At 68.5% G+C, this 26,657-nt stretch carries 28 protein-coding genes; 9 read left to right on the plus strand and 19 right to left on the minus strand.

Features of this window, described 5'->3' with window-relative positions:
• The first annotated feature begins 29 nt into the window (after window positions 1-29).
• A complete protein-coding gene (locus tag FPZ12_RS30395; RefSeq protein WP_208026079.1) occupies window positions 30-413 on the plus strand; it encodes a DUF8021 domain-containing protein in 384 nt (127 codons plus the stop codon).
• 144 nt (window positions 414-557) lie between these two features.
• Here FPZ12_RS30395 and FPZ12_RS30400 read toward each other — a convergent pair whose 3' ends face one another.
• Genes FPZ12_RS30400 through FPZ12_RS30410 form a run of 3 tightly spaced genes read right to left on the minus strand, consistent with a single transcriptional unit; the run spans window position 558 to window position 3,826 of the window.
• A complete protein-coding gene (locus tag FPZ12_RS30400; RefSeq protein WP_144754751.1) occupies window positions 558-2,168 on the minus strand; it encodes an acyl--CoA ligase family protein in 1,611 nt (536 codons plus the stop codon).
• Between the two features lie 38 nt (window positions 2,169-2,206).
• Entirely contained in the window at window positions 2,207-3,313 is a 1,107-nt protein-coding gene (locus FPZ12_RS30405; RefSeq protein WP_144754755.1) for a DUF2332 domain-containing protein, read from the minus strand.
• Window positions 3,314-3,322: 9 nt separating this feature from the next.
• Window positions 3,323-3,826 (minus strand): MaoC family dehydratase, encoded by a 504-nt coding sequence (locus FPZ12_RS30410; protein ID WP_144754757.1) that lies wholly within the window; start codon window positions 3,824-3,826, stop codon window positions 3,323-3,325.
• A 308-nt stretch (window positions 3,827-4,134) separates the two neighbouring features.
• On the opposite strand from FPZ12_RS30410, the gene corA reads away from it, so the two are divergent.
• From corA to FPZ12_RS30425, 3 genes are all read left to right on the plus strand, one after another.
• Complete coding sequence (gene corA, locus FPZ12_RS30415; protein WP_144754760.1) at window positions 4,135-5,217, plus strand: magnesium/cobalt transporter CorA; 1,083 nt, start codon at window positions 4,135-4,137, stop codon at window positions 5,215-5,217.
• A gap of 484 nt (window positions 5,218-5,701) precedes the next feature.
• A complete protein-coding gene (locus tag FPZ12_RS30420) occupies window positions 5,702-6,358 on the plus strand; it encodes a metallophosphoesterase family protein (RefSeq protein WP_144754763.1) in 657 nt (218 codons plus the stop codon).
• Entirely contained in the window at window positions 6,355-7,197 is an 843-nt protein-coding gene (locus FPZ12_RS30425) for a ParB N-terminal domain-containing protein (protein ID WP_144754766.1), read from the plus strand. Before FPZ12_RS30420 ends, FPZ12_RS30425 begins: the two co-directional genes overlap by 4 nt.
• Before the next feature lie 3 nt (window positions 7,198-7,200).
• On the opposite strand, the gene FPZ12_RS30430 is transcribed toward FPZ12_RS30425, so the two are convergent.
• Window positions 7,201-8,700, minus strand: coding sequence for an MFS transporter (locus FPZ12_RS30430; protein WP_144754769.1), 1,500 nt, complete (start codon window positions 8,698-8,700; stop codon window positions 7,201-7,203).
• A gap of 104 nt (window positions 8,701-8,804) precedes the next feature.
• On the opposite strand from FPZ12_RS30430, the gene FPZ12_RS30435 reads away from it, so the two are divergent.
• Window positions 8,805-9,470 carry a TetR/AcrR family transcriptional regulator gene (locus tag FPZ12_RS30435; RefSeq protein WP_144754772.1) on the plus strand — a complete coding sequence of 222 codons (666 nt, stop codon included), beginning with the start codon at window positions 8,805-8,807 and terminating at the stop codon, window positions 9,468-9,470.
• Here FPZ12_RS30435 and FPZ12_RS30440 read toward each other — a convergent pair.
• Genes FPZ12_RS30440 through FPZ12_RS30450 form a run of 3 tightly spaced genes read right to left on the minus strand, consistent with a single transcriptional unit; the run spans window position 9,353 to window position 12,689 of the window.
• Window positions 9,353-10,297: a hypothetical protein gene (locus FPZ12_RS30440; protein WP_144754775.1), complete on the minus strand. Its 945-nt coding sequence runs from the start codon at window positions 10,295-10,297 to the stop codon at window positions 9,353-9,355. The genes FPZ12_RS30435 and FPZ12_RS30440 overlap by 118 nt on opposite strands.
• A 53-nt stretch (window positions 10,298-10,350) precedes the next feature.
• The gene (locus tag FPZ12_RS30445; protein ID WP_144754778.1) at window positions 10,351-11,229 is read right to left on the minus strand and encodes an alpha/beta fold hydrolase; all 879 of its coding nucleotides are present in this window, start codon (window positions 11,227-11,229) and stop codon (window positions 10,351-10,353) included.
• Window positions 11,230-11,264: 35 nt separating this feature from the next.
• A complete protein-coding gene (locus tag FPZ12_RS30450) occupies window positions 11,265-12,689 on the minus strand; it encodes a DHA2 family efflux MFS transporter permease subunit (protein ID WP_243770102.1) in 1,425 nt (474 codons plus the stop codon).
• Between the two features lie 86 nt (window positions 12,690-12,775).
• Here FPZ12_RS30450 and FPZ12_RS30455 point away from each other — a divergent pair, with 86 nt between their 5' ends.
• Window positions 12,776-13,525: a TetR/AcrR family transcriptional regulator gene (locus FPZ12_RS30455; RefSeq protein WP_144754781.1), complete on the plus strand. Its 750-nt coding sequence runs from the start codon at window positions 12,776-12,778 to the stop codon at window positions 13,523-13,525.
• Here FPZ12_RS30455 and FPZ12_RS30460 read toward each other — a convergent pair.
• The 12 genes from FPZ12_RS30460 to FPZ12_RS30515 all read right to left on the minus strand — a co-directional run bounded on the left by FPZ12_RS30460 (window position 13,513) and on the right by FPZ12_RS30515 (window position 23,437).
• On the minus strand, window positions 13,513-14,682 hold the full coding sequence (locus FPZ12_RS30460) for an ABC transporter ATP-binding protein (RefSeq protein WP_144754784.1): 1,170 nt from the start codon (window positions 14,680-14,682) through the stop codon (window positions 13,513-13,515). The genes FPZ12_RS30455 and FPZ12_RS30460 overlap by 13 nt on opposite strands.
• A 4-nt stretch (window positions 14,683-14,686) precedes the next feature.
• Window positions 14,687-15,529 (minus strand): carbohydrate ABC transporter permease, encoded by an 843-nt coding sequence (locus FPZ12_RS30465; RefSeq protein WP_144754787.1) that lies wholly within the window; start codon window positions 15,527-15,529, stop codon window positions 14,687-14,689.
• Complete coding sequence (locus FPZ12_RS30470; RefSeq protein ID WP_144754790.1) at window positions 15,529-16,479, minus strand: carbohydrate ABC transporter permease; 951 nt, start codon at window positions 16,477-16,479, stop codon at window positions 15,529-15,531. The genes FPZ12_RS30465 and FPZ12_RS30470 overlap by 1 nt, the downstream gene beginning before the upstream one ends.
• Window positions 16,476-17,777, minus strand: a complete 1,302-nt coding sequence (locus FPZ12_RS30475; protein ID WP_144754793.1) for an ABC transporter substrate-binding protein — start codon at window positions 17,775-17,777, stop codon at window positions 16,476-16,478. Before FPZ12_RS30475 ends, FPZ12_RS30470 begins: the two co-directional genes overlap by 4 nt.
• 125 nt (window positions 17,778-17,902) lie before the next feature.
• Window positions 17,903-18,436 (minus strand): general stress protein, encoded by a 534-nt coding sequence (locus tag FPZ12_RS30480; protein ID WP_144754796.1) that lies wholly within the window; start codon window positions 18,434-18,436, stop codon window positions 17,903-17,905.
• A 100-nt stretch (window positions 18,437-18,536) separates the two neighbouring features.
• Entirely contained in the window at window positions 18,537-19,733 is a 1,197-nt protein-coding gene (locus tag FPZ12_RS30485; RefSeq protein ID WP_144754799.1) for an acyl-CoA dehydrogenase family protein, read from the minus strand.
• Between the two features lie 78 nt (window positions 19,734-19,811).
• Window positions 19,812-20,318: a hypothetical protein gene (locus tag FPZ12_RS30490; protein WP_144754803.1), complete on the minus strand. Its 507-nt coding sequence runs from the start codon at window positions 20,316-20,318 to the stop codon at window positions 19,812-19,814.
• 1 nt (window position 20,319) lies between these two features.
• Window positions 20,320-20,808: a DUF3558 family protein gene (locus tag FPZ12_RS30495; protein ID WP_144754806.1), complete on the minus strand. Its 489-nt coding sequence runs from the start codon at window positions 20,806-20,808 to the stop codon at window positions 20,320-20,322.
• On the minus strand, window positions 20,808-21,287 hold the full coding sequence (locus FPZ12_RS30500) for a hypothetical protein (protein ID WP_144754809.1): 480 nt from the start codon (window positions 21,285-21,287) through the stop codon (window positions 20,808-20,810). The genes FPZ12_RS30495 and FPZ12_RS30500 overlap by 1 nt, the downstream gene beginning before the upstream one ends.
• A complete protein-coding gene (locus FPZ12_RS30505) occupies window positions 21,277-22,134 on the minus strand; it encodes a hypothetical protein (protein WP_144754812.1) in 858 nt (285 codons plus the stop codon). The genes FPZ12_RS30500 and FPZ12_RS30505 overlap by 11 nt, the downstream gene beginning before the upstream one ends.
• A gap of 11 nt (window positions 22,135-22,145) precedes the next feature.
• Window positions 22,146-22,463 (minus strand): hypothetical protein, encoded by a 318-nt coding sequence (locus FPZ12_RS30510; RefSeq protein ID WP_144754815.1) that lies wholly within the window; start codon window positions 22,461-22,463, stop codon window positions 22,146-22,148.
• A gap of 107 nt (window positions 22,464-22,570) precedes the next feature.
• Window positions 22,571-23,437, minus strand: coding sequence for an SPFH domain-containing protein (locus FPZ12_RS30515; RefSeq protein WP_144754818.1), 867 nt, complete (start codon window positions 23,435-23,437; stop codon window positions 22,571-22,573).
• Window positions 23,438-23,587: 150 nt separating this feature from the next.
• On the opposite strand from FPZ12_RS30515, the gene FPZ12_RS30520 reads away from it, so the two are divergent.
• Genes FPZ12_RS30520 through FPZ12_RS30530 form a run of 3 tightly spaced genes read left to right on the plus strand, consistent with a single transcriptional unit; the run spans window position 23,588 to window position 26,549 of the window.
• Window positions 23,588-24,880, plus strand: a complete 1,293-nt coding sequence (locus tag FPZ12_RS30520; protein ID WP_144754821.1) for a magnesium transporter MgtE N-terminal domain-containing protein — start codon at window positions 23,588-23,590, stop codon at window positions 24,878-24,880.
• A complete protein-coding gene (locus tag FPZ12_RS30525) occupies window positions 24,873-25,394 on the plus strand; it encodes a DUF1003 domain-containing protein (RefSeq protein WP_144754824.1) in 522 nt (173 codons plus the stop codon). Before FPZ12_RS30520 ends, FPZ12_RS30525 begins: the two co-directional genes overlap by 8 nt.
• Window positions 25,395-25,403: 9 nt before the next feature.
• Complete coding sequence (locus FPZ12_RS30530; protein WP_144754828.1) at window positions 25,404-26,549, plus strand: Mrp/NBP35 family ATP-binding protein; 1,146 nt, start codon at window positions 25,404-25,406, stop codon at window positions 26,547-26,549.
• The last annotated feature ends 108 nt before the right edge of the window (window positions 26,550-26,657 follow it).

A 26,657-nucleotide genomic window follows, 5' to 3' on the forward strand; every position in this document is an offset into this window, starting at 1 on the left:
CACTCTGCCAATAGGGTGCCGGGGTGCTGATGCGAATCCTGCTCGCAACCGCGCTGGCCGCCGGCCCCGTGCCTGCCGCCGACGCCGCCCACGCCTACATCGACGCCCTGCTCAGTCACGACGCCTCGGCCGTGCCGCTGGCCGCCGACGCCCACCGAGTCGAGAACGGCCTGCCGACGGGCAGCTCGGGCGCCGACATCCGGTGGCAGCTGGAGAACGGCCCGCAGTACCGCGTCATCGACGCCATCCGCGACGTGACGGTCACGACCGACGGGGACCAGGCCGACGCACACTACCTGCTCGACGCCGGGGTGCTCGGGGTGGACCTGGCGACCACCGAGATCACCGAGCACTTCGACGTGCGGGGCGGCGAAATCCACTACATCGAGGCGACCATCACGCCGGTGTTCTAGGCGTAACCGGCGTCGTGCGGGTTGAGGGTGGTGCGGGGCGGACCTGGCGGCAGGGGAAGCCGGTTTCCTCGTCGGCCACGAAAGCCGGTCGCAGTTCAGCCGCGCGTTCGGCCTGCCGCCCGGGCGTGACTCGGCGCGCGCTTCCTAGCCCTGGATCCGGCTTTCCCGGCCGCCCCAATCGCGTTCGCGGAGCTGGAACTTCTGGATCTTGCCGGTGGACGTCTTCGGCAGCTCGGGCACGAACTCGATCGCGTCGGGCACCTTGTACCGGGCGATCTGCGAACGCACGTGCTCCAGCAGCTCCGCCGCCTCCAGCGATTTCCCTTGCCGCAGCACGACATACGCCTTCGGCCGCTCGCCCCACTTCTCGTCCGGCACGCCGACGACCGCGACCTCCAGCACGGCGGGATGCGAGTCCACGGCGGCTTCCACCTCGATGGTGGAGATGTTCTCGCCGCCGGACACGATGATGTCCTTCGCCCTGTCCCGCAGCTGGATGTAGCCGTCGGGATGCCACACCCCGAGGTCGCCGGAGTGGAACCAGCCGCCGCGGAAAGCGTTTTCCGTCGCCTCCGCGTCGGCGAAGTACCCGGACATCACGTTGTTCCCGCGCATCACGACCTCGCCCATCGTGACGCCGTCACGCGGGACGTCCCGCATCTGCTCGTCCACGACACGCACGCCGTCGGTGACGATCATGCCGACGCCCTGACGCGACATCACCTTGCTGCGCTCGCCGATGCCCAGCTTCAGCCACGACTCCTGCGGCTCGCACACCGTGTACGGCCCGTACGTCTCCGTCAGGCCGTACACGTGCGTCAGCCGCGCGCCCAGCTCGGACATCCGGCGGATCACGGTCGGCGACGGCGGTGCGCCCGCCGTGGTCACCACGACCTCGTGCTCCAGCGGGTGCGCGCCGTCGTACCCGGCGATGGTCACCAGCACCGTGGGCGCGCCGTTGAGATGCGTGACGCCCTCGGAGTCCAGCAGGCGCCAGATCTCCCCGGCGTCCACCGCCCGCAGGCACACGTGCGTGCCACCGATCGCGGTCACCGCCCAGGTGGTGCACCAGCCGTTGCAGTGGAACATCGGCAGAGTCCACAGATACCGGGAATCCGGCGTGTGTCGCGAGTGGACGATCTCGGCGAGGGAGTTCAGGTACGCGCCGCGGTGGTGGTACATCACGCCTTTCGGGCGGCCGGTGGTGCCCGAGGTGTAGTTGATCGAGATCGTGCCGCGCTCGTCGGAAACGGTCCACGGCAAGGGATCGTCACTGCCGCGCGCCAAAAGGTCCGAATAGGACAGTCCGCCGACGGCGGGGTCGGGGCTCGCGCCGGAGGCCGGGTCGGTCACCGTGACGATGCCTGCCAGGTCGAGCCCCGGCGGGACGGAGCCGTGCAGCGCGGCGTCGACGACGAGGACCTTCGCCCCGGAATGGTCCAGGATGTAGCGGATTTCGGCGGGCGCCAGCCGCGTGTTGATGGCGACGAGCACCGCGCCCGCGAGCGGGACGGCGAAGTGCGCGACGAGCATTTCGGGGATGTTCGGCAGCAGATAAGCCACCCTGTCCCCCGCCTCGACCCCGAGCGAGCGCAGGCCGTGCGCCACCCTCGTGGCCTCCGCGGCGAACTCGCGGTACGTCGTCCGCCGGTCCCCGTAGACGATCGCGTCCTTGTCCGGGAAGACTTCGGCGGACCGTTCGAGGAACGCGAGCGGCGTCAGCGGGGTGTACCAGGTGTCTTCGGTGACGGCCATGCGCACATCCTCACCGGAAGGCGCTTGGCCGCACAAGTTCAGCCGGCGATCCAGGTCATCCGCTGGTTGTAGCGGGACGTCTGCGCCAGCGCCTTCGCCTCCGCCTTGCCGTCACGCCACGTGGTGAACCCGAGCGTGCAGTGGCCGGTGTCGGCGAACGACAACTCGTCGCGGCCCGGCAGTACGTGCTCGAGGCCGGCTTCGTACGGTTCGTCGGAGACCCACCACACGGGCCTGTCCGCGGCCAGTTTCCCCAGCGCGGCAGTGAATTCCGCACGGCGGCCGGGCTCCAGGTGCCGCAGTACCCGGCAGGTCAGCACGATCAGCGGCAGCTCGCCCGCGCGCGCGGCGGCGCTGTCCAGGTCGTCCACCGCGTCCCCGGTGACCAGTTCGGGTTTGTCCTTGTGCTGGGCCGCGGCCGCCGCGCGCAGCAGGCGGATCCGGTCCAGCTGGTCGGCCCAGACGCAGGCCTCCATCCAGGCCAGCTCGTCCTCGTCGGAGACGTCGACCACCTCGCGGTCCAGCCCGGTTTTCGCGCCCACCGCGACCTTTTTCGGCACTTTCGGCAGCGCCGCGCCGGTACCGAGGTCGAGCGCGCAGTGCAGGCCGACCGCCGATTTGGCGGGCCCGGCGAGGATCTGCTCGCCGCCGTCGCACTGGTAGCGGTAGCCGAACTTGTCCAGCCCCAGCAACAGGCCGGCGCTGCAGCCGACCTCCAGCAGCGCGACCTTGCCCCCGGCTTGTTTCGCCGCCAGCGCCACCGCCGGGTACAGCCCGGCGGCACGGCTGACCTCGTTGGTCTCGGTGTGCCGGGTCGCGATGATCTCGCGGGCCTTCTCCGCGCGCTCGAGCAGGAACCCGCGGAACAGCGGCCACGTCTCGTCGTCAACGCCGTCGGACCCGCCCAGCGACGGGTAGTAGCGGAACAGGGGGTGGATCGGGTCGGCCTGGATGAGCCGGTGCGCGGCGGCGAGCAGGAGCGCGCCGCCTGCCGTTTCGGCTGGGGCGGCGGTCAGCAGGCCCGCCACCTCGTCGTCCTCCGCCGCCTTCGCCGCGAGGTGCTCGTACAGCGGGGAGACCTCCGCCGCCTCGGCGGCCGCGAACGTCCGCAGCCGCCGCTTGACCTCGTCCAGACCGACCGTCACGCACGCCTCCTATTCGTGGGGCACGGGCCGCGCGGGCTGCTCGCCGCCGCGGGCTTCACCGTAGGAACGCTTGGGCACCATCACCTTACGGCGGAACGTGCACACGATGAGGCCGTCCTGCTTGTATCCGCGGGTCTCCACGTAGACCACGCCGCGGTCGTCCTTGGACTTCGACGGCGTCTTGTCCAGCACCTCGGTCTCGCCGTAGATGGTGTCGCCGTGGAAGGTCGGTTTCACGTGTTTGAGGGACTCGACCTCGAGGTTGGCGATGGCCTTCCCCGACACGTCGGGCACCGACATGCCCAGCAGCAGCGAGTAGATGTAGTTGCCGACCACGACGTTCTTGCCGAAGTCCGTGGTCTCCCCCGCGTAGTGCGCATCCAGGTGCAGCGGGTGGTGGTTCATGGTGAGCAGGCAGAACAGGTGGTCGTCGTATTCCGTCACCGTCTTGCCGGGCCAGTGCTTGTAGACCGCCCCCACCTCGAACTCCTCGAAGTACCGCCCGAACTGCACTGGTCTCTACCTCCAGGGAGTAACGCCACATCGACCGAATACGACGTGACTGATGTTGAGGAGTACCCTCGACTAGCGGAGGCGTCGCGTCAACGCGACCACCGGCACATCTGTCCCCGGCCCGAGGAGGTGAGGAACGCAAGATGAGTAGTGGCGATAGTCCGCTCCCTAGTAGCTCCAGCGTTCCCCCGCGGGCACGGGTGCCCTTCACCCGCTGACGCGCTTTTCACGGGAAACGCTGGTCACGACCGGGCGGAGAAGCCGTACCGGTCGTCGTGGCACGTTCTGCGACAGCCAGGAGATCCCCAATGCCTGCGATTCCCTCCCTCGGTGGCCTGCGCGGCCGGGGCAACGGCCGGAACCGGGTGCAACCACCCATTCCCGTGCCGCTGTCCGCCTATGTGGTCGACTGCGCCGTGTACGTCGACGGCAAGCGGCTGCCCGGGCGCTGGACGCATGCCGAGGCCATCAAGGAGGTCCGGCACCGCAGGGAGGGGTTCGTCTGGATCGGGTTGCACGAACCCGACGAGGAGCAGATCCAGGGCATCGCGGACATGTACGGGCTGCACGAGCTGGCGGTGGAAGACGCCGTGCAGGCGCATCAGCGGCCCAAGCTCGAGCGCTACGACGACACGCTGTTCATGGTGCTCAAGACGCTGCGGTACGTGGAGCACGAGTCGCCCGACACGGCCAACGAGATCGTCGAGACCGGCGAGCTGATGGCGTTCCTCGGGCTGGACTTCATCATCACCGTCCGGCACGGGGCGCATTCCGGGCTGGCCCGGCTCCGCCAGGACCTGGACGAGGACCCGGAGCGGCTCATGGCCGGCCCGGCCGCGGTGCTGCACGCGATCACCGACCACGTCGTCGACCACTACCTCGAGGTCACCAGCGCGGTCGAGGACGACATCGAGGAGATGGAGACCCGCGTCTTCGCTCCCCGCACGATGGTCAGCGCCGAGCAGATCTACCTGATGAAGCGCGAGGTGCTGGAGCTGCGCCGCGCGGTGATGCCGCTGGCCACGCCGGTGCGCCGGCTGGCCGAAGGCTTCACCCGGCTGGTGCCGGACGACGTGCGCTCCTACTTCCGTGACGTCGACGACCACCTCACCACGGTGTCCGAGCGGGTGGCGGGGTTCGACGAACTGCTGACCACACTGGTCGACGCCACGGTCGCGAAGATCTCGCTGCAGCAGAACACCGACATGCGCAAGATCACCGCCTGGGCGGCGATGATCACGGTGCCGACGATGATCGCCGGCGTCTACGGCATGAACTTCGACTACATGCCCGAGCTGCACTGGAAGTTCGGGTATCCACTGGCGCTCGTCGTGATTCTCGCCGTGTGCCTGCTCCTCTACCGAATATTCAGGAAGAACAAGTGGCTCTGAGTCCCGCTCTTCCTGTTCTCGTGAAAGGAGTTTCCTCATGTCCCGGTTGCTCACCAACCTGAAGTTCTGGGCGCTCACGCTCTGCGTGGTCTGGATCGCGACGGTCGCGTTCTTCATCGCCGACCATCCGGACCTCGCACGCGCCGCCCACTGACACGCGCCGAACGCGGCGCCGATGCGGGTCGGGGTCGCCGCCGCGCAAGGCCAGGAACCGCTATCGTTGCTGGTGACTGCGGTCCAGCGCGGCGACAGCTGCCTCGGTGCTGCTGGTGTGCAAGTTCCTTTGCCAGGGCGCCATCGCGCGTTACCGGCTCGTCGGGTGCGAACCCGAGATCGTGGCGGCTCCACGAAGGGGATCGCGGCGGCTCCACGAAAAGTTGCGGACTGCCGCGGGGAATGGCCGTTCGTCCTGGACGGGCGGGAAGGGTGGCGGCGTCAGCTGTCCGCACGCGGATGACCGCCGAAGGCAGTATTCTCCTCAGGCATGCGCGTCCTCGTAGTCGCGGATGAGGTCGACCAGCGGTTGTGGGCCCACGGGGCCGGTGACCTCGCGGTCGATCTCGTCCTCGGTGCGGGCGATCTTCCTTTCGACTACCTCGAATTCCTCGCCGACGCGGTGAACCGGCCGGCGGTTTTCGTGCCCGGCAACCACGATCCCGATCTCGGCGGCCGGTCCCATCGTGGACTGTTCCTCCGTTCCGGGTTCCCGCAACGGTGGCCCGGCCCGCCGGGTTGGACGAACGCGGACGGCCGCGTGGTCGACGTCGCCGGGCTCCGCATCGCCGGGTTGGGCGGTTCGGTGCGCTACAACCTCGGCCCGAACCAGTGGACGCAGGCGCAGCAAACCCGGCGTGCCAGGCGGCTGGTGCGCGAGGCCGAGCGCAAACGGCGCAAGGACAGCCGCGGGGTGGACATCCTGCTGACGCACGCGCCGCCGCGCGGGCTCGGCGACCGTGAGGACCCGCCGCACCACGGCTTCGAGTGTCTACAGTGGACCATCGAACGACTCGGGCCGGAGTGGTTGCTGCACGGGCACATCCACCCCTATGGCGAGCGGACGCCCGATCGCCGCGTCGGCGGCACGCGCATCCGCAACGTCGTCGGGCGGCAGATCCTCGAACTGGACGGGGTGCGCGCGTGAGCAGCACGGGATTTCCGAGGGCCGACGCCGAACACGACTTCCTGCGCGCCCGCCGTCGTCAGGTGCTCTCGCGGCTGGCGAACTGGCTGCGCCGCGAACCCGACGACGTCAACATCATGCTGCCCTTCGACGAAGTGGTCGAAGCGCTCGGGTACGAGGGCGAGCAGCGGCTGGGGTTACGCGTGATCCGGCTGGACAGCATCGTCGGCAGCGTGGACCGCGGCCGCGACTTCGACCGCCGGTTCCGGCCGACGTCCGGGCGGGTGCGGGAACGCTGGGAAAGGCTCGCGCTGGCCGCGCGCCGCGGCGAGAGCATCCCGCCGATCGAGGTGTACCGGGTCGGCGAGCTGCACTTCATCATCGACGGGCACCACCGGGTCTCTGTCGCGCACGCGCTTCGTCTGTCCACAATAGACGCCTACGTGACCGTCGTGCGGACGAAGCTGAACCCGGCCGGGATCCGGTACCGGGGCGATCTGATCGTGAAGGACTACCGGCGGCTCTTCCTCGACAGGGTGCCGCTGGCCGGTGGCGCGAGGGCCGAGGTGGTGCTCCGGGAGCACTGGCACTACGCGATGCTCGGCGAGCACGTGGAGGCCTGGGGCTTCCGGCTGATGCAGGACGAGGGCATCTTCCTCGACCGCGTCGCGGTGGCGAACCGGTGGTACGAACAGGAATACCGCCCGGTGGTGGAAATGCTGCGGCAGGCGGACCTCGTCGGCGACCGCACCGAGGCCGAGGCCTACATGTGGGTCGCAGCCGAACGGTACCGCCTGATCCGCACGCACCGGTGGGACGACGAGGTCATCGAGACCCTGCGGTCGTCCCACCGGCGCTGAGTGTCACATGTGGACAGCGGCGGGTTCGCCACTGGACGGGGCGGGCGCGCCCGGCTTGAGCAGTAGCCCGCAGACCACCGCGCCGGCGATGAAGATGCCCGCGCCCCAGGCGAACGCCGTGGTGTAGCTGTGCACGGCGGCCTCCGCCACGACCTGTCCGGTCATCTGCTTGCCCGCCAGGAACGAGGTCGCCGCGTTCGCCGCGACCGAGCTCAGCAGCGCGGTCCCGATCGAACCGCCGACCTGCTGCGAGGTGTTCACGGTGGCCGAAGCGACACCGGCGTCGTGCCGGTCCACCCCGGCGGTGGCGACGTTCATCGACGGCGCCATCGCGAGGCCGATGCCGAGGCCGATCACGATCAGCGGGCCCAGCACACCGTTGAGGTAGGTGCTGCTGGTGTCGATCATGCTGAGCCAGAACATCCCGGCAGCGGCGGCGGCCATGCCGATGGCCACCAGCGGCTTGGCCCCGAACCGCGGCAGCAGCGTGGCCGTCGAGGTGGTGGCGGTGAGCATCAGCGCGGCCACCATCGGCAGGTACGCGACGCCGGAGATCACCGGCGAGAAGCCGAGGTTCTGCTGCAGGTAGTAGGTCAGGAACAGGAAGATCCCGAACATCCCGATGCTGACGATGAACACCGCAAGGTACGCGCCACCGCGATCCCGGTCCAGGATCACGCGCAGCGGCAGGAGCGGGTTCCCGACCCGCTGCTGGATGGCGACGAACACGCCCAGCAGCACGACACCCGCGACGAGGAAGCCCCAGACCAGGACGTCGGACCAGTCGTGGGTCTCGGCGTTGGCGAACCCGTAGACCAACATGAACAGACCGGCCGAAGCCGTGATCGTGCCCGGGAGGTCCAGCTTCGGCCGGTGCTCCGACGGGCGGTGCTTCAGCAGCGTGAGCCCGCCGACGAAAGCGATCACGGCGAAGACGATGTTCACGAACATGCACCAGCGCCAGTCGAGGTACTGGGTCAGCACGCCACCGAGCAACAGGCCGAGCGCGGCTCCCCCACCGGCGATCGCCCCGAACACACCGAAGGCCCGGCCCCGCTCCTTGACGTCGGTGAACGTCGTGGTCAGCAGGGACAGCGCGGCCGGCGCGAGCAGCGCACCGAACACACCCTGCGCGGCGCGGGCGATGAGCAGCATCTCGATGCCGTTCGCCGCGCCACCGACCGCGGACGCGGCGGCGAACCCGGCGAGCCCGATCAGGAAGGCGTACTTGCGGCCGAACAGGTCCGCGACGCGGCCACCGAGGAGCAGCAGGCTGCCGAAGGCGAGCGCGTATGCGGTGACGACCCACTGGCGTGCGTCACTGGAGAAGCCCAGCTCCTGCTGCGCCGTGGGCAGTGCGATGTTCACGATCGTCGCGTCCAGCACCACCATGAGCTGGGCAAAGGCGATCATCACCAGGATCAGCCAGCGCCTGGCGTGATGCGGGTCTTCTTGCTGCGCCGAGCTCACCGGCTCGGCGGCGACAGTGGGTGAATCAGTCATTCGCGGTTTCCCCTGACGTACTATGTGGAGTAGAGACCTCCCCTTCGAGGTCCACCGTACAGGAAGTGGAGGAGTCACCTCGACTTCAACGGAGATGGGAACGCATGATTCGGGACACACCGCGGACCGCAACGACGCGGCCGCTCCGGCGGGACGCCGAACGCAACCGCCAGCGCATGATCGCCGCCGCACGCGAGGTTTTCCGCGAGCGCGGGTTCGAAACCACGCTGGACGACGTCGCCGCCAAGGCCGGGCTCGGCGTGGGCACTGTCTACCGCCGCTTCCCGAACAAGGAACACCTCGTGGAAGCGATGTTCGCCGAGCGGCTGGACGAGATCGGTGAGCTGGCGCAGGAGGCGCTGAAGCGAGGCGACGCGTGGCAGGCGTTCACCGATTTCCTTTGGCACGCCGCGGAATCCATCGCCGCGGACCGGGGCCTGCACGACGTGATGGTCAGCAAGGCGTTCGGGCACGAGCGCGTGGCCGAAGCGCGCGACAGGCTGGTGCCGCTGGTGCAGGAACTGGTGGACCGTGCCCAGCGCAGCGGCTGCCTGCGCAAGGATTTCGAGCCGCAGGACATGATCGTGCTGTTCAAGATGCTCGGTGCCGCGGCGCAGTACACCCACCCCATCTCGGACGATCTGTGGAAGCGCTACTTCGCATTGGTGCTCGACAGTTTGCGGGGACGGCCGGAGCCGCCGTCGCGGTTGCCGGTGAAGGCGCCGGACATCGAGATCCTCGACAACGCGATGAACCATTGGTGCAAGTGAGCTTTCTCACCCTGTGACGAAGGCCCCCGCCGGGAGAGCACCGCGATCCCGGCGATCGCGACGACGCCGCACACCGCGAAGGCGGCGAGCGTGCCCGGCGCGAGTGCGCGCGCTTCGCCGAGAACGGTCATGCCCAGTGCCGTCGCGGAGATCGGGTTCGCCACCGTCTGGCAGCCCACGACGACATCCGGCGGTCCGCTCGCGTGCCCGAGCTGCACCAGCCACGCGGCAACGGCGAACGCCACCACCGCGCCGAGCAAGGACAACCACGGCAGCTCCGCGAAACCCAGCGTCCGCAGCGAGTAGGCCACGTCGCGCATGAGCACGGACACCAGGCCGTAGCCCACCCCGGCCGCGGTGGAAAGCGCGACGCAGCGCGTGACCCCGCGGCTCAGGAATGCCGCCACACCAAGCAGAACCATCACGACGGCGATCAGCTGCACGGACTCGGGCACCGCGGCGGGCGGGATGTCCGCGTCCTGTGCCGCGTCCGCCGAAAACGCGACGAAAGCGCCCACGGACAACGAAATCGCGCCGATCCCGAAGGCCGCCGCGCGACTGACCTCCCCGCCCAGGAGCGCCACTACCGGCAACGCGAGCACGACGAGCGGCGCCACGACGATCACCGGCGCGAGCATCAGTGCGACGATCTGGAGCACCGAACACGTCGTCAGCACGACGAGCCCGAGCTGCCAGTCACGGTTCCGGGCCAGCGCGCCGAGCCGGAGCCCGTGGGCCTGCGCGCGTACGCCGTTGTGCTGCAGTTTCGCGCCCACTGCGGCGCACACGGCGGCCAACGCGGCGCAGAGCACCGCCACGGCGGTCATCGGAGGAGGATCTCCACGGGCGCGAGCATGCCCACGCCCGGCTGAGAACTCGTTCAGGTGGGCGGGTTCTCGCATTCCGCCGCTACCCGCTCCGGCGCCTCACGCGGCGGAAAGTGGCCAACGCCGTCGAGCACGACCCGCCGGTAACCGGCAGTGAAGAGCTTTTCCTTGCCCGCACTCGTTTCCGGGAGGTTGTCGGCGTCCTCCCCTCCGTGCAGCACCAGCGTCGGCCGCTGAACAGGGACCGGTTCCGCCAGCTGCCGCTCGATGTCGGCGTAAGCGCTGTCACCCTCGGCTTCGCCCCAGCGATGCATGTACGCGTGCACGGTGATCGGCGCCCAGTCCTCGTTGTCCCAGGCCGCAGCCGCCTCGTCGAACTCGGCGGCGTCGAACTTCCACGACGGCGCCCAGACGCGCCACAGGTACCGGCAGAACTCCCGGCGGTCTTCGGTCACCGCGCGACGGCCGCGTCCTGTCGCCACCAGCCACTCGTACCAGTACGCGTGGTGCAGCGGCCAGCTCAACGGGATGTCGGCGCGGCTCGAGGCGTAGCCCGCCGACATCGCCACGATGTCCCGGACCCGGTCGGGGAACAGCGCCCCGACCACGTAAGCCGCGCGGGCGCCCCAGTCGTGCCCGATCAGCCGCACGTCCGAAAGTTCTTTCACGGCAAGGAAATCGGCGAGATCGCGGCCGAGTGCGCCGATCTGCCCGCTGCGCGGTTTGTCCGCGCGCCGGAACCGGGTCGGCCCGAACCCGCGCAGGTAAGGCCGGAATACCCGGTACCCGTCGCGGTGCCAGTGCGGCAGCAGCCCGTCCCAGCAGTGCGGGTCGTCCGGCCAGCCGTGCACGGCCACGAGCGGCCGACCGCCGGCCGGACCGCTGACCTCGTAGGCGATCTCCAGATCCGCGGTGAGCACTGTCTCGGTCATCTCACTGGCCTTGCCGGACAGGCCGGGCCCCAAACTCAGCCGTGCGCCTGCTGCGCGTGCTTGGGCAGCAGGCCGACCAACAGCAGCACCACCAGGTTCAGCCCCGCGACGATGCCGAAAACCAGTTCGGCGGCGGTGAAGTACGAGTGCTGTCCGGCCGAGGCGAAGAACACCGTGCCGAGCGCGGCGACGCCGATGGCGCCCGCGAACTGCTGGGCCGCGTTGAGCAGCCCCGCGCCGGTGCCGACCTCTTCTGCGGTGGCGTTGCCGAGGATGAAATCGACCAGCGGGACGAACACCAGCCCGGAGCCGAAACCGGTCACCAGCAACGCGGGCGCGAGCTTCCAGACCGTGACGTCGGTGCCCCAGTGGGCAACGGACCACCACAGCGACAGCAGCCCGACGACGGCGATGCCCAGCCCGAGGTGCAGGCTCGCGCGCCCCAGTTTCTCGGCGAGCACGGCACCCGCGAGGAGCACGGCGACGGCGGTGCCGAGCGCCCACGGGATCAGCGTGAGCCCGGTCCGCAGCGGCGTCCAGCCGAGGCCCGATTGCAGCAGCAGGTTGATGACCAGGACGAACGCGCTCAGCGCCGCGTAGAACCCGGCCACGATCACCAGCCCGACGACGAAACTGCGCTTGCGGAACAACGACGGCGTGATCACCGGATGCCGGCTTCGCCGTTCGGACACGACGAACAGGCCGAGCAACGCGACCCCGGCGGCCATCATCAGATACGTCCACACCGGCCAGCCGAGGTCGCGCCCCTGGATGAGCGGGATGATCAACAGCGCCGAAGCCGCGGTGAGCAGGCCGACGCCGGTCAGGTCGAGGCGGGCGGCGGGGTCCTCGCCGCCGCGGCGCGGCAGGACGCGCCACGCGAGCACGAGCGCGAGGACGCCGAACGGGACGTTGATCAGGAAGATCGACCGCCACTGGCTGCCGAACAGGTCGAGGTGCAGCAGCCAGCCGGCCAGGATCGGGCCTGCCACGGTGGCCAGCCCCATCAGCGGGCCGATCGGCATCAGCGCCTTCCTCAGCCGCCGCGGCGGGAAGACGATCTTCACCAGGGCCAGCCCCTGCGGGATCATGACCGACCCGAACAGGCCCTGCAGCGTGCGGGCCACGATCAGGAAGACCACGCCCGGGGCCAGCCCGCAGGCCAGCGACGCCAGCGTGAAACCGGTCATGCCCAGCAGGAACAACCGCCGTCTGCCGAACAGATCGCCCAGCCGTCCGGAGGTCACGAGGCCGAGGGCGAAGGCCGCCGTGTAGGCGCTGAGCACCCACTGCACCGTCACCTCACTGCCACCGAGGTCCGCGCGGATGGACGGGCCGGCGAGGTTGGCGACGCTGGAGTCGATCAGGTCCATGACGTCGGCAAGGAACACGACGACCAGGACGAGCCACGCGGTGCGCGGCGGCAGCGTGGTGGCGGCGGGCGCCGCGAAAGTAGTCACGAACACCGTTCTACACACGAACACCGTTCGTGGCAAGTCGAGCAGTGTTCCCAGTAATGCAGAACACTGTTCGCTAGACTGGCCGCATGTCACCGTCTCCCCAGCAACGACGTGCAGCGCGCCACCAGCTCGGTACCGATCCGGACGCGCCCGCGGGCCGGCGCGGGGGGCGCAAGCAGCCGATCACGGTCGACGCCATCATCGCCACCGCGTTCGGCATCGTGGAGAAGGAAGGCTACGAAGCGCTGACGATGCGGCGCGTGGCTACAGCGCTGGAGACGGGCCCGTCGTCGCTGTACGCGCACGTGGTCAACAAAGAGGACCTCGACGAGCTGCTCATCGGGCGGCTGTGCGCCGAAATCGACCTACCCGAGCCGGATCCCGCGCACTGGCGGGCGCAGCTCCTCGACGTCTGCGCCCAGCTGCGCGACCAATATCTGCGCTACCCGGGAATTTCGCGCGCCGCCTTCGCCTCCGCTCCGTCCAATTTGGACACGCTTCGGGTCAGCGAGGGCGTGCTCGGCATTCTGCTCGCCGGAGGCGTCGCACCGCAGACAGCGGCTTGGGCGGCCGACTCCCTGATGCTCTACGTGAACGCCTACAGCCTCGAAGTCTCCTTGGTGCGCGGCAGGGTCGGCCGCGGCGACGACACGTGGGTGGTCAGCCGTGACGAACTGATGCGCCGGTTCGAGAAGCTGCCCGACACCTTCCCGCACACCAAGCGTTACGCCGCCGAGCTAACGGCGGGCACCGGGCACGACCGCTTCGACTTCACGGTCGGCCTGATGCTCGACGGCCTGCCCGGTGCGCGGAAAGGCCGCGCTCACTCCTCGTAGGTCAGGTTCCGCCCGTCGGACGGGTCGAACAGCTGCACCTTGTCCGGGTCGAACCACACCTCGGCCGATGTGCCGTCGGCGATCCGTGACGCCGCCGACAACCGGGCCACGATCTGCGCTCCCCCACCCGGCACGTCGTCCGCCCCGGTGTCGGCGGCCAGCTCCGCCAGCTCGGCCGTGCTCGCCAGCTCGCCTTCCACGGTGAAGTACGCGTACTTCTCCGAGCCCATCGACTCCAGCACGTCCACGTGCGCGGTGAAGGTGACGCCGGGCCGCTCGACCAGCGCTGCGTCCTCGAAGTGCTCCGGCCGCACACCGGCGATCACGTCCCGCGGGGCGTTCGCCGCTTCGGCGAGGCGGCGCACCCTGTCCGGCAACGCGAACGTGCCCAGCGGGCTCTTGAGCTGCCCCTCCTCCAGCGTCCCCGGCACGAAGTTCATCGACGGCGAGCCGATGAACCCGGCCACGAACAGGTTCGCCGGGTGCTCGTAGAGGAACTGCGGGGTCCCGATCTGCTGCACGTACCCGGCCCGGAGCACCACCACCCTGTCCCCGAGCGTCATCGCCTCCGTCTGGTCGTGCGTGACGTACAGCGTGGTGGTGCCGAGCTGCTTCTGCAGCTTCGACACCGAGGTGCGCATCTGGCCGCGCAGTTTGGCGTCCAGATTGGACAGTGGCTCGTCCATCAGGAACGCCTTGGGGCTGCGCACGATCGCCCGTCCCATCGCCACCCGCTGCCGCTGCCCGCCGGAGAGGTTCGCCGGTTTGCGGTCCAGATGCGGGGTCAGATCCAGCGTCCGCGCCGCCTCCTCCACCTTCTGCCGCACCGTCGTGTCGTCCACTTTGGCCAGTCGCAGCGGGAAGGCCATGTTCTCCCGCACGCTCATGTGCGGGTACAGCGCGTAGGACTGGAACACCATCGCGATGTCCCGGTCCTTCGGCGCCTTCTCGTTCATCCGCTGCCCGTCGATGCGCAGCTCGCCCGAGGAGATGTCCTCCAGGCCCGCCACCATGTTCAGCGTGGTCGACTTCCCGCAGCCGGACGGGCCGACGAGGATGATGAACTCGCCGTCGGCCACCCGCAGGTCCACTTCGGACACCGCGAGCGCGCCGTCGGGGTAGCGCTTGCTCACCTTGTCGAGGACGATTTCAGCCATGTGACTACCCCTTCACGGCACCGGAGGTCAGCCCCGCCACGATGCGGCGCTGGAAGAACAACACGAACAGGATGATCGGGATGGTGATCACCACGGCCGCCGCGGAGATCGTCCCGGTCGGGTCCTCGAACTGGGAGGCCCCGGTGAAGAACGACAACGCGGCCGGCACCGTGCGCGACGCGTTGGTCGACGTCAGCGAGATCGCGAACAGGAAGTCGTTCCAGCAGAAGATGAACACCAGGATGGCCGTGGTGAACACGCCCGGCGCGGCCAGCGGCGCGATCACCCGCCGGAACGCCTGCCCCGGCGTCGCCCCGTCCATCTTCGCCGCTTTTTCCAGCTCCCACGGGATTTCGCGGAAGAACGCCGAGAGCGTGTAGATCGCCAGCGGCAGCCCGAAGGTGATGTAGGGCAGGATCAGGCCGAGCCAGGTGTCGAACAGCCCGAGCGTGCGTTCGATGTTGAACAGCGGGGTGACCAGCGAGACCTGCGGGAACATCGCGATGAGCAACGAGATCCCGACCAGCAGGCCCTTCCCGGGGAAGTCCAGCCGCGCGATCGCGTAGGCCGCCATCGTGCCCAGCGCCACCGCGATCACGGTGGCGATCAGCGAGATGCCGATCGAGTTGACCAGCGCCCGGATGAAATCGCTGGTCTGGAAGATGTCGGCGTAGTTCTGGAAAGTCCACGCCCGCGGGATGAACTTGCCGTCGTCGAGGGTGTCCTTGGTCTTGAACGACAACGACACGATCCACAGCACCGGCACCAGCGCGTAGACCACCACGACGATGTCGATCAGCGTCCAGTTGAGTCTGCGCCTGCCGGTGATCGCGCCCTGCATGGCCATCAGCGCTTCCCCCCGTTGTCACTGCCCGGCGCCGCGGTGCCGAACACCTTGATGAAGATGAACGCGATGATCGCGACCGTGATGAAGATCAGCACCGACATGGTCGAGCCGATCCCGAGGTTGAGTCCCTTCAACAGGTTGTTGTAGGTCTGCATGGACACCGACGACGTGTCGTTCGCACCGTTGGTGAGCACGTAGATGTTGTCGAAGATGCGGAACGCGTCGAGCGTGCGGAACAACAGCGCCACCAGGATCGCCGGTTTCATCACCGGCACCATCACCTTCGTGAACCGCTGCCACGCGTTCGCCCCGTCCACCGCCGCCGCCTTGAGCAGGTCGTCCGGCACCAGCGCCAGTCCCGCCATCAGCAGCAGCGCCATGAACGGCGTCGTCTTCCACACCTCGGCCAGGATGATGATCGCCAGCGACGGCAGGTACTGCGTCAGCGGCGCCGAGTCCGGGGCGACCAGGTTGGCCAGGTACCCGGTGTCCGGGGTCCAGGCGTAGTACCACGAGAACGCCGCCACCACGGTCACGATCCCGTACGGGATCAGGGAAACCGTGCGCACCAGCCCGCGCCCGACGATCGTGCGGTGCATGATCAGCGCCAGCAGCATGCCCAGCGCCAGCTCGATCACCACGGACACGACGGTGATCAGCATCGTGGTGCCGAACGCCGTCCACCAGTAGGAGTTCGTCAGCACGGTCGCGTAGTTCGCCAGCCCGATGAACTCCCGCTGCGCGGGGAACCTCAGGTCGTAGCGCTGCAGCGAAAGCCAGATCGAGTAGACGATCGGGTACCCGGTGACCGCGACCATCACGATCGCCGCCGGGGCGCACAGCAGCAGCCCGAGCCTGCGCTCCGCCCGCTTGCCCTCGCTCAGCGGGGGTTTGCCCTTCTTCGCCGGCGCCGCCGTGGCAGCCGGGGTTTCCGTCGCGGCGTGACTCACGGGATCACTCCTTTCGACTGGAGCGCATCGGAAAGCCTGCTGCGCAACTCATCGGCGGTGGACTGCGGATCGATCTTCGACGGTGGCGAGAGCACCTTCGAGATCACCGTGGAGAGGCTCTGGTACGCCGGGGTCAGCGGGCGCACCGCGGCGTCCTTCAGCGCGGCGAGAATGGTGTCACGCATGGGATAGGCCGTGTCCATACTCGGGTTGTTCTTGGCGTCCACCGGTTTGCCCGGGTCGAGCGGCGTGGTGTCGCTGTAGATCGACTCGATACTCGGCGGCACGCCGTCCTTGACCGCGGAGAACTTCTGGTTTTCCTTGTTGCGCAAGCACAACGCGGCTTCGAAAGCCTCCGGCTTGTGCGGCGAGTACGCGCTGACGGCGAGGTCGTAGCCGCCGATCGTGGTCTTCGCCGCGGTGCCGGCGTTCACCGCCGGGTAGGTGGCCCATTTGAAATGCGCCAGGTCGTCGGCCGACTTTTCCTTGGCGTAGGAGGCATAGACGAACGGCCAGTTGAGTTCGAAGGCGCCGTTGCCGCGCTCGAACGCCTGCCGCGTCTCGTCCTCCTTCGAGTTCGTCAGCGACGGGTCGGTGATTCCGTTCGACGTGACGTCCTTGAGCACCTGCAACGCCTGCACCGCGCCGGCGTCCATCACGACGGACTTCCCGTCGTCGGACAGGATGTGCCCGCCCGCGGATTCGACGAGGGTGTTGTAGACGACCACGAGACCCTCGTACTGGGCGCCGGTGAACAGGATGTTGTGCGGTTTGCCCTGCGCCTTGAGCTGCTCGGCCTCGCTGATCATGTCCGACCACGTCGCAGGCGGCGACGGGGTGATCCGGTCGTCGTACCAGAGGAGCTGGACGTTGGTGTTCTTCGTCGCCGCGTAGAGTTTTCCGTTCCACTCGGCGGTTTCCAGCGGCCCCGGGAGCACGCCTTCGGTCGCGGCGGACTTGTCGGCGCCCGTCCATTCCTCGACCCAGCCCGCTTCGGCGAACTCCGGCACCCAGGTCACGTCGAGGCCGAGAATGTCCATCCCGCTGTCACCGGCGGCCAGCCTGCGCACCATCTGCTGGCGCTGGTCGTCCGCGCCGCGCTGCAGTTTGTTGTAGACGATGTGATAGCGGCCTGCCGCCTGCGCGTTGCAGTTGTCCACCACGGTCTGGAAGGTGTCTTCCGGCGCGTAGTAGAGGTTGATCGTGGTCCCGCTCTGCGAGCTGCACGCGGTGAGCAGGCCGGCGGCGAAGACTCCGGCCCCCAGCACCGCCACGCCCCGCCGCCTCGGGCTCCCCATCCAAGTCCTCCTTCACCCGACGCACGCCAGGCGAGAACCGCAATGCACGCCGGTGTGCTTGTGGATCGGTGGGGACCAAACTTATTCCGGCGGGTGATCGCCCGCAAGCGAATGCGGCGCCCGGTTCAGCCGGTTGACCCGGATGGCCGCATCGCGAGCTTGGCGAGCAGATCGCGGCCCTGCTCGGCGTTGCGCGGCTGGCACAGCACGTCGTACCGGCCGGCGACGAGCTGGCTCGCGGAGGAGAAGTCGTGGCGGCCGCGCGTCATCGCGTAGGCGCCGGCGGCGAGCACCACGCCGAACACCATGCCGGCGACCAGACCGACCAGCGCCGGCTGGTAGGTGACGCCGTTGCTCGGGTTGAAGAAGCTCAGCAGGATGCCGACCAGCAGCCCGAACCAGCCGCCGGAAACCGCGCCGCTGCCCAGCGCCTTGCCCCAGGACAGCCTGCCGATGACGCGTTCCACGAGCATCAGGTCCACCCCGACGATCGTGACGTCCTCGACCGTGAAGTCCTGCTTGGCCAGATGCTCCACCGCGCCCTGCGCCTCGGCGTAGGTCGAATACGAGCCGATCGGCCAGCCGCTGGGCGGGGTCGGCATCCGCGGCAGTCCCTGCTGGGATCGTCCTGCTGAGGAAAACGGGCCGGTCACGGTCATCACCTGTGCTGTTCGCTCGGTCGGGCTTGCTCGCTGTCAAGCACTAGGAAACCACGCGAACCCGGCAGCCGGTCACCCCATCCGGGACTGTTTTCGAGGATCAGCCCTTGGAGCGATATTCGCGCAGGAGGCCGCGGCTGATGATGGTCTTCTGGATCTCGCTGGTGCCCTCGCCGATCAGCAGGAACGGGGCCTCGCGCATCAGGCGCTCGATCTCGTATTCCTTGCTGTAGCCGTAACCGCCGTGAATGCGGAACGCCTCCTGCGTGACCTCCGCGCAATACTCCGACGCGATCAGCTTCGCCATCCCCGCCGCCACGTCATTGCGCTCACCGGTGTCCTTCAACCGCGCCGCGTTGACCATCATCAGATGCGCGGCCTCGACCTTCGTGGCCATCTCCGCCAGCTTGAACGCGATCGCCTGATGCTCCGCGATCGCCTTGCCGAAGGTCTTGCGCTGCTGGGCGTACTCGATCGCCAGCTCGAACGAGCGGATCGCGATCCCGCACGCCCGCGCCGACACGTTCACCCGGCCGACCTCGATCCCGTCCATCATGAACGAAAATCCCTTACCCGGGGCCTCGCCGAGCACCTGGGCGGCCGGGATACGGAAACCGTCGAACACCGCCTCCGTGGTGTCCACGCCCTTGTAGCCCATCTTGTCGATCTTGCCGGGGATGGTCAGGCCCGGCAGCACCTCACCGAACCCCTCGGGCTTCTCCACCAGGAACGTGGTCAGGTTCTGGTGCGCCTTGTCCGCGCCCTCGTCGGTCTTCACCAGCAACGCGATCAGGTTCGACGAACCACCGTTGGTCAGCCACATCTTCGACCCGTCGATCACATAATCGTCACCGTCACGCTTCGCGCGGGTCTTGATCGCCGCCACGTCCGAGCCCAGATCCGGCTCCGACATCGAGAACGAACCGCGGATCTCCCCCGCCGCCATCTTCGGCAGGTACTTGCGCTTCTGCTCCTCGGTGCCGTGCCGGGAAATCATGTGCGCCACGATGAAATGCGTGTTGATCACACCCGACACGCTCATCCACCCACGCGCGATCTCCTCCACCACCAGCGCGTAGGTCAGCAGCGACTCCCCCAGCCCGCCGTACTCCTCCGGGATGGTGATCCCGAACAGGCCCATCTCCTTCATGCCCTCGACGATCTCCGCCGGATAGGCGTCGGCATGCTCCAGCTCCTGGGCGTGCGGGATGATCTCCTTGTCCACGAACGAACGGACCGTGGAGAGGATCTCGGACTGCACGTCGGTGAGACCGTGCGTCTGGGCCAGGCGGGCCATGCATGACTCCTGTGTCGTGGCGCGGATCGGTTACCGAGGAGTATGACTCCTGCCAGGGCTCTCCCGCTATGAGAACCCTCACGAGGCGCGCTGACGCCGCCTACCGGCCCCGATCAGGAACGCGGCCACGATCGGCACGACGACGAGGGCCCCGCCGACCACCCGGAAGGTCCACGAGTTGGAGAACTTGAACACCGACGCCGTCGTGCCGGTGCGCGCGTTGAAGTAGGTGTTGTCGCCGCCGGAGCACGTGACCTTGCCGGAGCCCGGCCCGACCTCGGCGTAACGGTGCACCGAGAGGGTGCGCTTCGACTGGTTCGGCACCGGCACCCGCTGCCCGTTCACGTCGCAGAAGCCGGTGTGCGTGGTCGACGGGTTGTCGATGACGAGCGTGCCACCGGTCCACTGGTAGGTGGCCGCGGGCGAGGTCCGCTGGCTGCCCGTGGAGCTCTGGATGCGCGTCGAGCCGAACGAACCCCACGCGTACAGCGCGATGTTCACGATCAGGAAGAACACCGCGATGCCGACCAGGACCTTGCCGTAGCCGGGCAGTTTGCCGAACCGGTTGCCGAGATTTTCCGTCATGTCACTTCCCCGCGCGTTCGATGATCGTCGTGGCCAGCGGCTGGACGGCCGCGCAGCCGGCGTCGGAGTACGACTGCCGCGTGATGCCGAGCAGGTAGCCGCCCATGTCGGCGTCGAGCTCGCAGCGGGAGCCGGACTCCCGCGCGACGTAGACCTGACGGCCTGCCAGCGAAAGCGTCCGTTGCGCCGTGCCCGCGATCGCCGCCGTCGACGCCGGCTGCCACACCCGCACGTCGATGTTCTCGTAGTCGAGGCCCTGCGGATGCCAGGTGCATTCCCGCTTGGCCGAATCACTGGATTCCTTGTGCTCCACCGGTTTTCCGGGGAACAGCTGCGCCGCCTCGGCTTCCGTGACGAGCGAGCAGATGTCGATCGCCTGCCAGTTCGCCGTCGCGCTCGAAGGGGCCGCCGCTTGCTGCTCCTGTCCGCCACCGCAAGCGGTGACCGCGAACAGGAGCAGCCCGCCTGCCAGAACCGCCGTCCTGCCCATCAGCGGAACCGGTTTTCGAAGACGCTGAACCCGCCGTCCTCACCGTCGTCGTCGCCACGGGAGGCGGCCGACCGGGACGCGACGATGTCCTCCGGCGTGGCGCCCTCCTCCAGATCCGCGACGATCTGGCGCACCACGGTCGGGTCCACGCGCGCGCCGGCGTCCACATAGGCCTGCACGACGTCGGGGTTCGAAAACGCCCGCCCCTCGGCGATGTCGCGCCAGCTGAACCGGCCGCGGTCGACGAGTTCTTTCAACTGCCGCAACGATTCCGGGGCCCGCGGATGCTCCGCGGCCTGCCGCAGCCGGTCGACTTCCTCGTCCGAGGGCCTGCGCTCGGTCACGCGAACCTTGTTGGCGCGGGCGATGGCGGAGTCGGCCAGCGACTTGATCCCGTCCAGCTCGCTTTCCAGGCGCCGCATGGTCGGCGTCTTCCAGTTCGCCGGATCGCGCGGCGCCGTCTTCCTGTCACTGTCCATTCGGAACCTTCGCCTTGGAGATCGTGTCCAGGTCGCCCTGCAGCTGCTTCGTGCCGTCCTTGAAGTCCTGCTTGGCCTGGTTGACGTCCTGGGTGCCCTGGTGGAACTGGCGCCCGACGGCGACCGCGTCGTTCCCGCTCTGGATGCTCGGGATCTGCTTGATCGCCTCCCCGATCTCCTTGCAGCCCTCGAAGAACGCCTTGGCCGAGTCGACGATCTTCGTGATCGTGTCCTGCAGGTCGAGTATCGCCTGCACGAGCTTGACGACCTCCTCGATCTCGCTGACGATCGGCACCTTGCCCTGGAAGACGTCGATCACCGCGTCGGCGCCCGCCTTCGCCCAGCCACCACCGGGAATCAGCTTGGTCGCCAGGTTCTCCAGCTTGTGGATCAGGCTCTGCAGGAGTTTGACCGCGGCCTGCGCGACGCGGATCGACTGGTCCGCGAGTACGTCGAAACCCTTCTTCACGAACCGGCAGGCTTCCGCCGTCGCGTAGCAGCCGGCGAACCAGTCACCCTTGATGTAGACGATCTCGAACGCGTCCGCGGCGCGGCCGTGTGTCCAATGTGTCCGGAGGTCGTCCGCGTTGTGCGTCAGGTTGTCCGAGATGTTCTCGATCGCGGTGGCGACCGTGTTCCACGCTTCCCCGTTGGCGCGGATGCGGTTGAAGTCGCCGGTCAGCGGTTCGATCAGCTCGGTGAACATGTCCTTGCCGCGGACCTGTTCGTAGACCCAGTTGATCGCCTGGACGTCCGGGGCGAGGTTGTCGAGCTGGTCGGCGAGGCTGTCGGTCCCGACCTCGGGCGGCTCGAGCTTGAGCTCGGTCTTGTCGGCGTAAGTCGTCATCCCGGGGCCCGTCAGAAGCTTCCCTTGAGATCGAGCAGGTTCTTCTTGTGGTGCTGCTCGATGTCGTCGTAAGCCTTGGCGGTGGCGTCCAGTCCGTCGGCGCCGGCCCGCAGCCTGTCCTCACCGAACTGCGCGACCTGGTCGAAGATCCCGGACAGCACGTCCATCGACCCGGACAGCAGCGAGAACAGGCCGGTGAAGCCCTTCTTGCTGCAGCCCTCGTCGTGGACGTACTTCTTGATCTTGCCGAAATCCGCGACCGCCCCGCCCCGCATGTAGCCCGCGTAGTCGCGCAGCTCCTGGGTGTTGTCCACGGCGATGTCAGTCACCGTCAGCCCTCCCCCGAATACTCGTGAACTCGTCCGTTGGGGAGGACCGTACTGCCTATACCGGACTAGTGAGTAATAAACCGTCAGGCGTTTTCATCTGAAAACGGTCAACTATGTGAATCGTCTTCAGGTACCCGCGGGAGCGGGGCCTTCCCGTTTTCCACGGCGCTCGCGTCCTCGCCGGGTTTCTCGGGTTCTTCCACCGCCTTCGGCTCCGCGTCGACCTTGCCCAGCCTGTCCACGAAACGCAGCAGCTCCACCGGGAACGGCAGCACCAGCGTGGAGTTCTTTTCCGCCGAAACCTGCACCACGGTCTCCAGCAGCCGCAGCTGCAGCGCCGCCGGGGTGTCGGACATCCGGGCCGCGGCCTGGCTCAGCTTCTCCGAAGCCTGCAGCTCGCCGTCGGCGGAAATCACCCTCGCCCGGCGTTCCCGCTCCGCCTCGGCCTGCCGCGACATCGAGCGCTTCATCGTCTCGGGCAGGGCGACGTCCTTGATCTCCACGCGGTCGATGTGCACGCCCCAGTCCAGGGCCGGGCTGTCGATCATGATCTCCAGGCCCTGATTCAGCCGCTCCCGGTTGGAGAGCAGGTCGTCCAGGTCGCTCTTGCCGATGATCGAGCGCAGCGAGGTCTGCGCGACCTGCCCCATCGCGAACCGGTAGTCCTGCACGTTGATCGCCGCGGTCACCGGGTCGATCACGTTGAAATAGAGGACCGCGTCCACCCGCACCGTGACGTTGTCCCTGGTGATGCCCTCCTGCGCGGGCACGGGCAGCGTCACGATCTGCATGTTCACCTTCTGCATGCGGTCGGCCACCGGCACCAGCAGCGCCAGGCCGGGCTCGCGCACCTTCGGCCGCACCCGGCCGAACCGGAACACGAGGGCGCGTTCGTACTGCTTCACCACTCGCACGCTGGCGGCGAGCCAGGTGACTCCGGCGATCGCCACCACGGAGATCAGTTCCACGATCATCGCAGCTCCCGGGATCGAACCCCTGTGGGACAATGTTACCCCCGTCACACCGATCCGGTCTTTTCCGGCGGCCGGACCGTCCACTGTGGACATCCGGCCCCGCCATGGCCGCGGCGCGCGTCGGCGCGGTCGTGCGGATAGCCTGGCCCCATGCCACCCGTGAACAGGGTTTTCGCCGCCCAGCTGGCCGGCCTGCCGGTGTTCGGTCCGGATGGTGAGTCGATCGGCAAGGTGCGTGACCTGGTGATCGGGCTCCGGCTGGACCAGCAGCCGCCGAGGGTGCTCGGCCTCGTGGTGGAGCTGTCCACCCGGCGCCGCGTGTTCGTACCGACACTGCGCGTCACCGCGATCGAGCCCAACGCGGTCACCCTCGCCACCGGCTCGGTCAACATGCGCCAGTTCCACCAGCGCCCCAACGAAGTCCTCGTCCTCGGCCAGCTCACCGACGCGCACGCGACCATGCGCGAGACCGGCGCCCGGCTCACCGTCGTCGACGCGGCGATGGAGCCGACCCGCACCAGGGACTGGGTGCTCGCCAAGCTCGCGGTGCGCGAGCGCACCGGCAGGCTCGGGCTCACCCGCCGCCGCTCCGCGCTGCACGTCGTGCCGTGGTCGGAGGTGTCCGGGCTCGGGCTCACCGACCTGAGCGGGCAGACCCAGGGCGCCGGGCAGCTGCTGATGCTGTTCGACACCATGCGCGCGGTCGACGTCGCCGCCACGGTGCGGGACCTGCCGACCAAACGCAGGCACGAGGTGGCGGACTCGATGGACGACGAACGGCTCGCCGACGTCCTCGAAGAGCTGCCGGAAGACGACCAGAAGGAACTGCTGGAGCATCTGTCCGAGGAGCGCGCGGCCGACATCCTCGAGGCGATGAACCCCGACGACGCGGCCGACCTCCTCGCGGAACTGGCGCCGGCGGACCAGGACAGGCTGCTCGGCCTGATGCAGCCCGAGGAGTCCGAGCCGGTCAAACGGCTGCTCGCCTACTCCTCCGACACCGCGGGCGGGCTCATGACGCCGGAGCCCGTGGTGCTCACGCCGGACGCCACCGTGGCCGAGGCGCTCGCGCACATCCGCAACGCCGACCTGCCCTCCGCGCTGGCCACGATGGTCTTCGTCTGCCGCCCGCCGACGGCGACGCCCACCGGCCGCTACGTCGGCGTGGTGCACTTCCAGCGGTTGCTGCGGGAACCGCCGGCCGAACTGGTCGCCAGCGCCGTCGACAGCGACCTGTCCGCGCTCCGCCCGAGCGCCCCGCTGGCCGAGGTCACCCGCTACTTCGCCGCGTACAACCTGGCCTGCGGTCCGGTCGTGGACGAGGAGGACCACCTGCTCGGCGCGGTCACCGTCGACGACGTGCTGGACCACCTGCTGCCCGAGAACTGGCGCGAAACCGGCCTGAAGGACGTGGCCAATTCCGAGGAGGTCGAGAATGCCTGAACTGCTGTCCCGGCGCCGCCTTGACCAGCCGCGCGCGGCCCGGCGGCGCGTGATCAGCGTCGATCCGGACACGTTCGGCAGGCTCTCCGAACGGCTGGCCCGCTTCCTCGGCACGGGGAAGTACCTGTTCTGGCAGACGCTGATCGTGGTGGTGTGGATCGCGGTCAACCTGAGCGCGGCGACGTTGCGCTGGGACCCGTACCCGTTCATTCTGCTCAACCTGGCCTTCTCGACGCAGGCCGCGTATGCCGCACCGTTGATCCTGCTCGCGCAGAACCGGCAGGACGACCGGGACCGCGTCTCGCTGGACGAAGATCGAAACCGCGCGGCGCAGACGAAGGCGGACACCGAATACCTGGCGCGTGAGCTGGCCGCACTACGCCTGGCGATCGGAGAGGTCGCGACGCGTGACTACCTGCGGGGCGAGTTGGACAAGCTCCGCGAAGATCTGAATACCAAGCCCCGTAAACAGAAACAGAACCGCGCGAAGCCGGAGCCTGTTACCGGTACGTAGCATGGGGGCATGACCAGCACGCAGCAGATCCCCAGCGTCGAGGACGTTCGCGCCGCGCTCGGCAGCGTCTACGACCCGGAGATCAAGAAGCCGATCACCGACCTGGGCATGGTCAAGGACATCGTGGTCGGTGAGGACGGGCTCGTCACTGTCGGGGTCTACCTCACCGTGGCGGGCTGTCCGCTCAAGGACACCATCACGAAGGACACGACGACCGCGGTCGGCAAGCTCGACGGGGTGCGCGACGTGCGCGTCGAGCTCGACGTGATGAGCGACGAGCAACGCACCGAGCTGCGAAAATCCCTGCGTGGTGACGCCGAAGAGCCGGTCATCCCGTTCGCCCAGCCCGGTTCGCTGACCCGCGTCTACTGCGTGGCCTCGGGCAAGGGCGGCGTCGGCAAGTCGAGCGTGACGGTGAACCTCGCGGTGGCGATGGCCGAGCGCGGGCTGTCCGTCGGCGTGGTCGACGCCGATATCTACGGGCATTCGGTGCCGCGGATGCTGGGCGCCCGCGAGAAGCCCACCAAGGTCGAGAAAATGATCATGCCGCCGCAGGCGCACGGCGTGAAGGTCATCTCCATCGGCATGTTCACCCCCGGCAACACCCCGGTCGTCTGGCGCGGCCCGATGCTGCACCGCGCGCTGCAGCAGTTCCTGGCCGACGTGTTCTGGGGCGATCTGGATGTGCTGCTGCTCGACCTGCCGCCCGGCACCGGTGACATCGCGATCTCGGTGGCACAGCTGATCCCGAACGCGGAGATCCTCGTGGTCACCACGCCGCAGCAGGCCGCCGCCGAGGTCGCCGAGCGCGCGGGCGCGATCGCGATGCAGACACGGCAGCGGCTGGCCGGGGTCATCGAAAACATGTCGTGGCTGGAGACGCCGTCCGGGGAACGGATGGAGATCTTCGGCTCCGGCGGCGGGCAGACGGTGGCGGATTCGCTGTCGAAGTCCACGGGCTCGAAAGTGCCGCTGCTGGGCCAAGTCCCGCTCGACCCGCGCCTGCGCGAACAGGGCGACGAAGGCACGCCCCTCGTACTGGCCGAGCCGGAGGCACCGGCGTCCTCGGTGCTGAAAGACGTGGCGGAGAAGCTGTCCGTCCGGGCCCGCGGGCTCGCCGGGATGATGCTGAACGTCTCCCCCAAGGGACGCTGACCCTCTGTCTTTGCCGCTACCGTCGGCGTTTTGGCCGATGCCGCGCGTGTTGGCCGCTTCCGTGCGCGTGTTGGCCGCTCCCGTCGGCGTGTTGGCCCCTCCCGCCCG

It is taken from the genome of Amycolatopsis acidicola, from assembly GCF_007713735.2.
GTDB classification, from domain to species: Bacteria; Actinomycetota; Actinomycetes; order Mycobacteriales; family Pseudonocardiaceae; genus Amycolatopsis_E; species Amycolatopsis_E acidicola.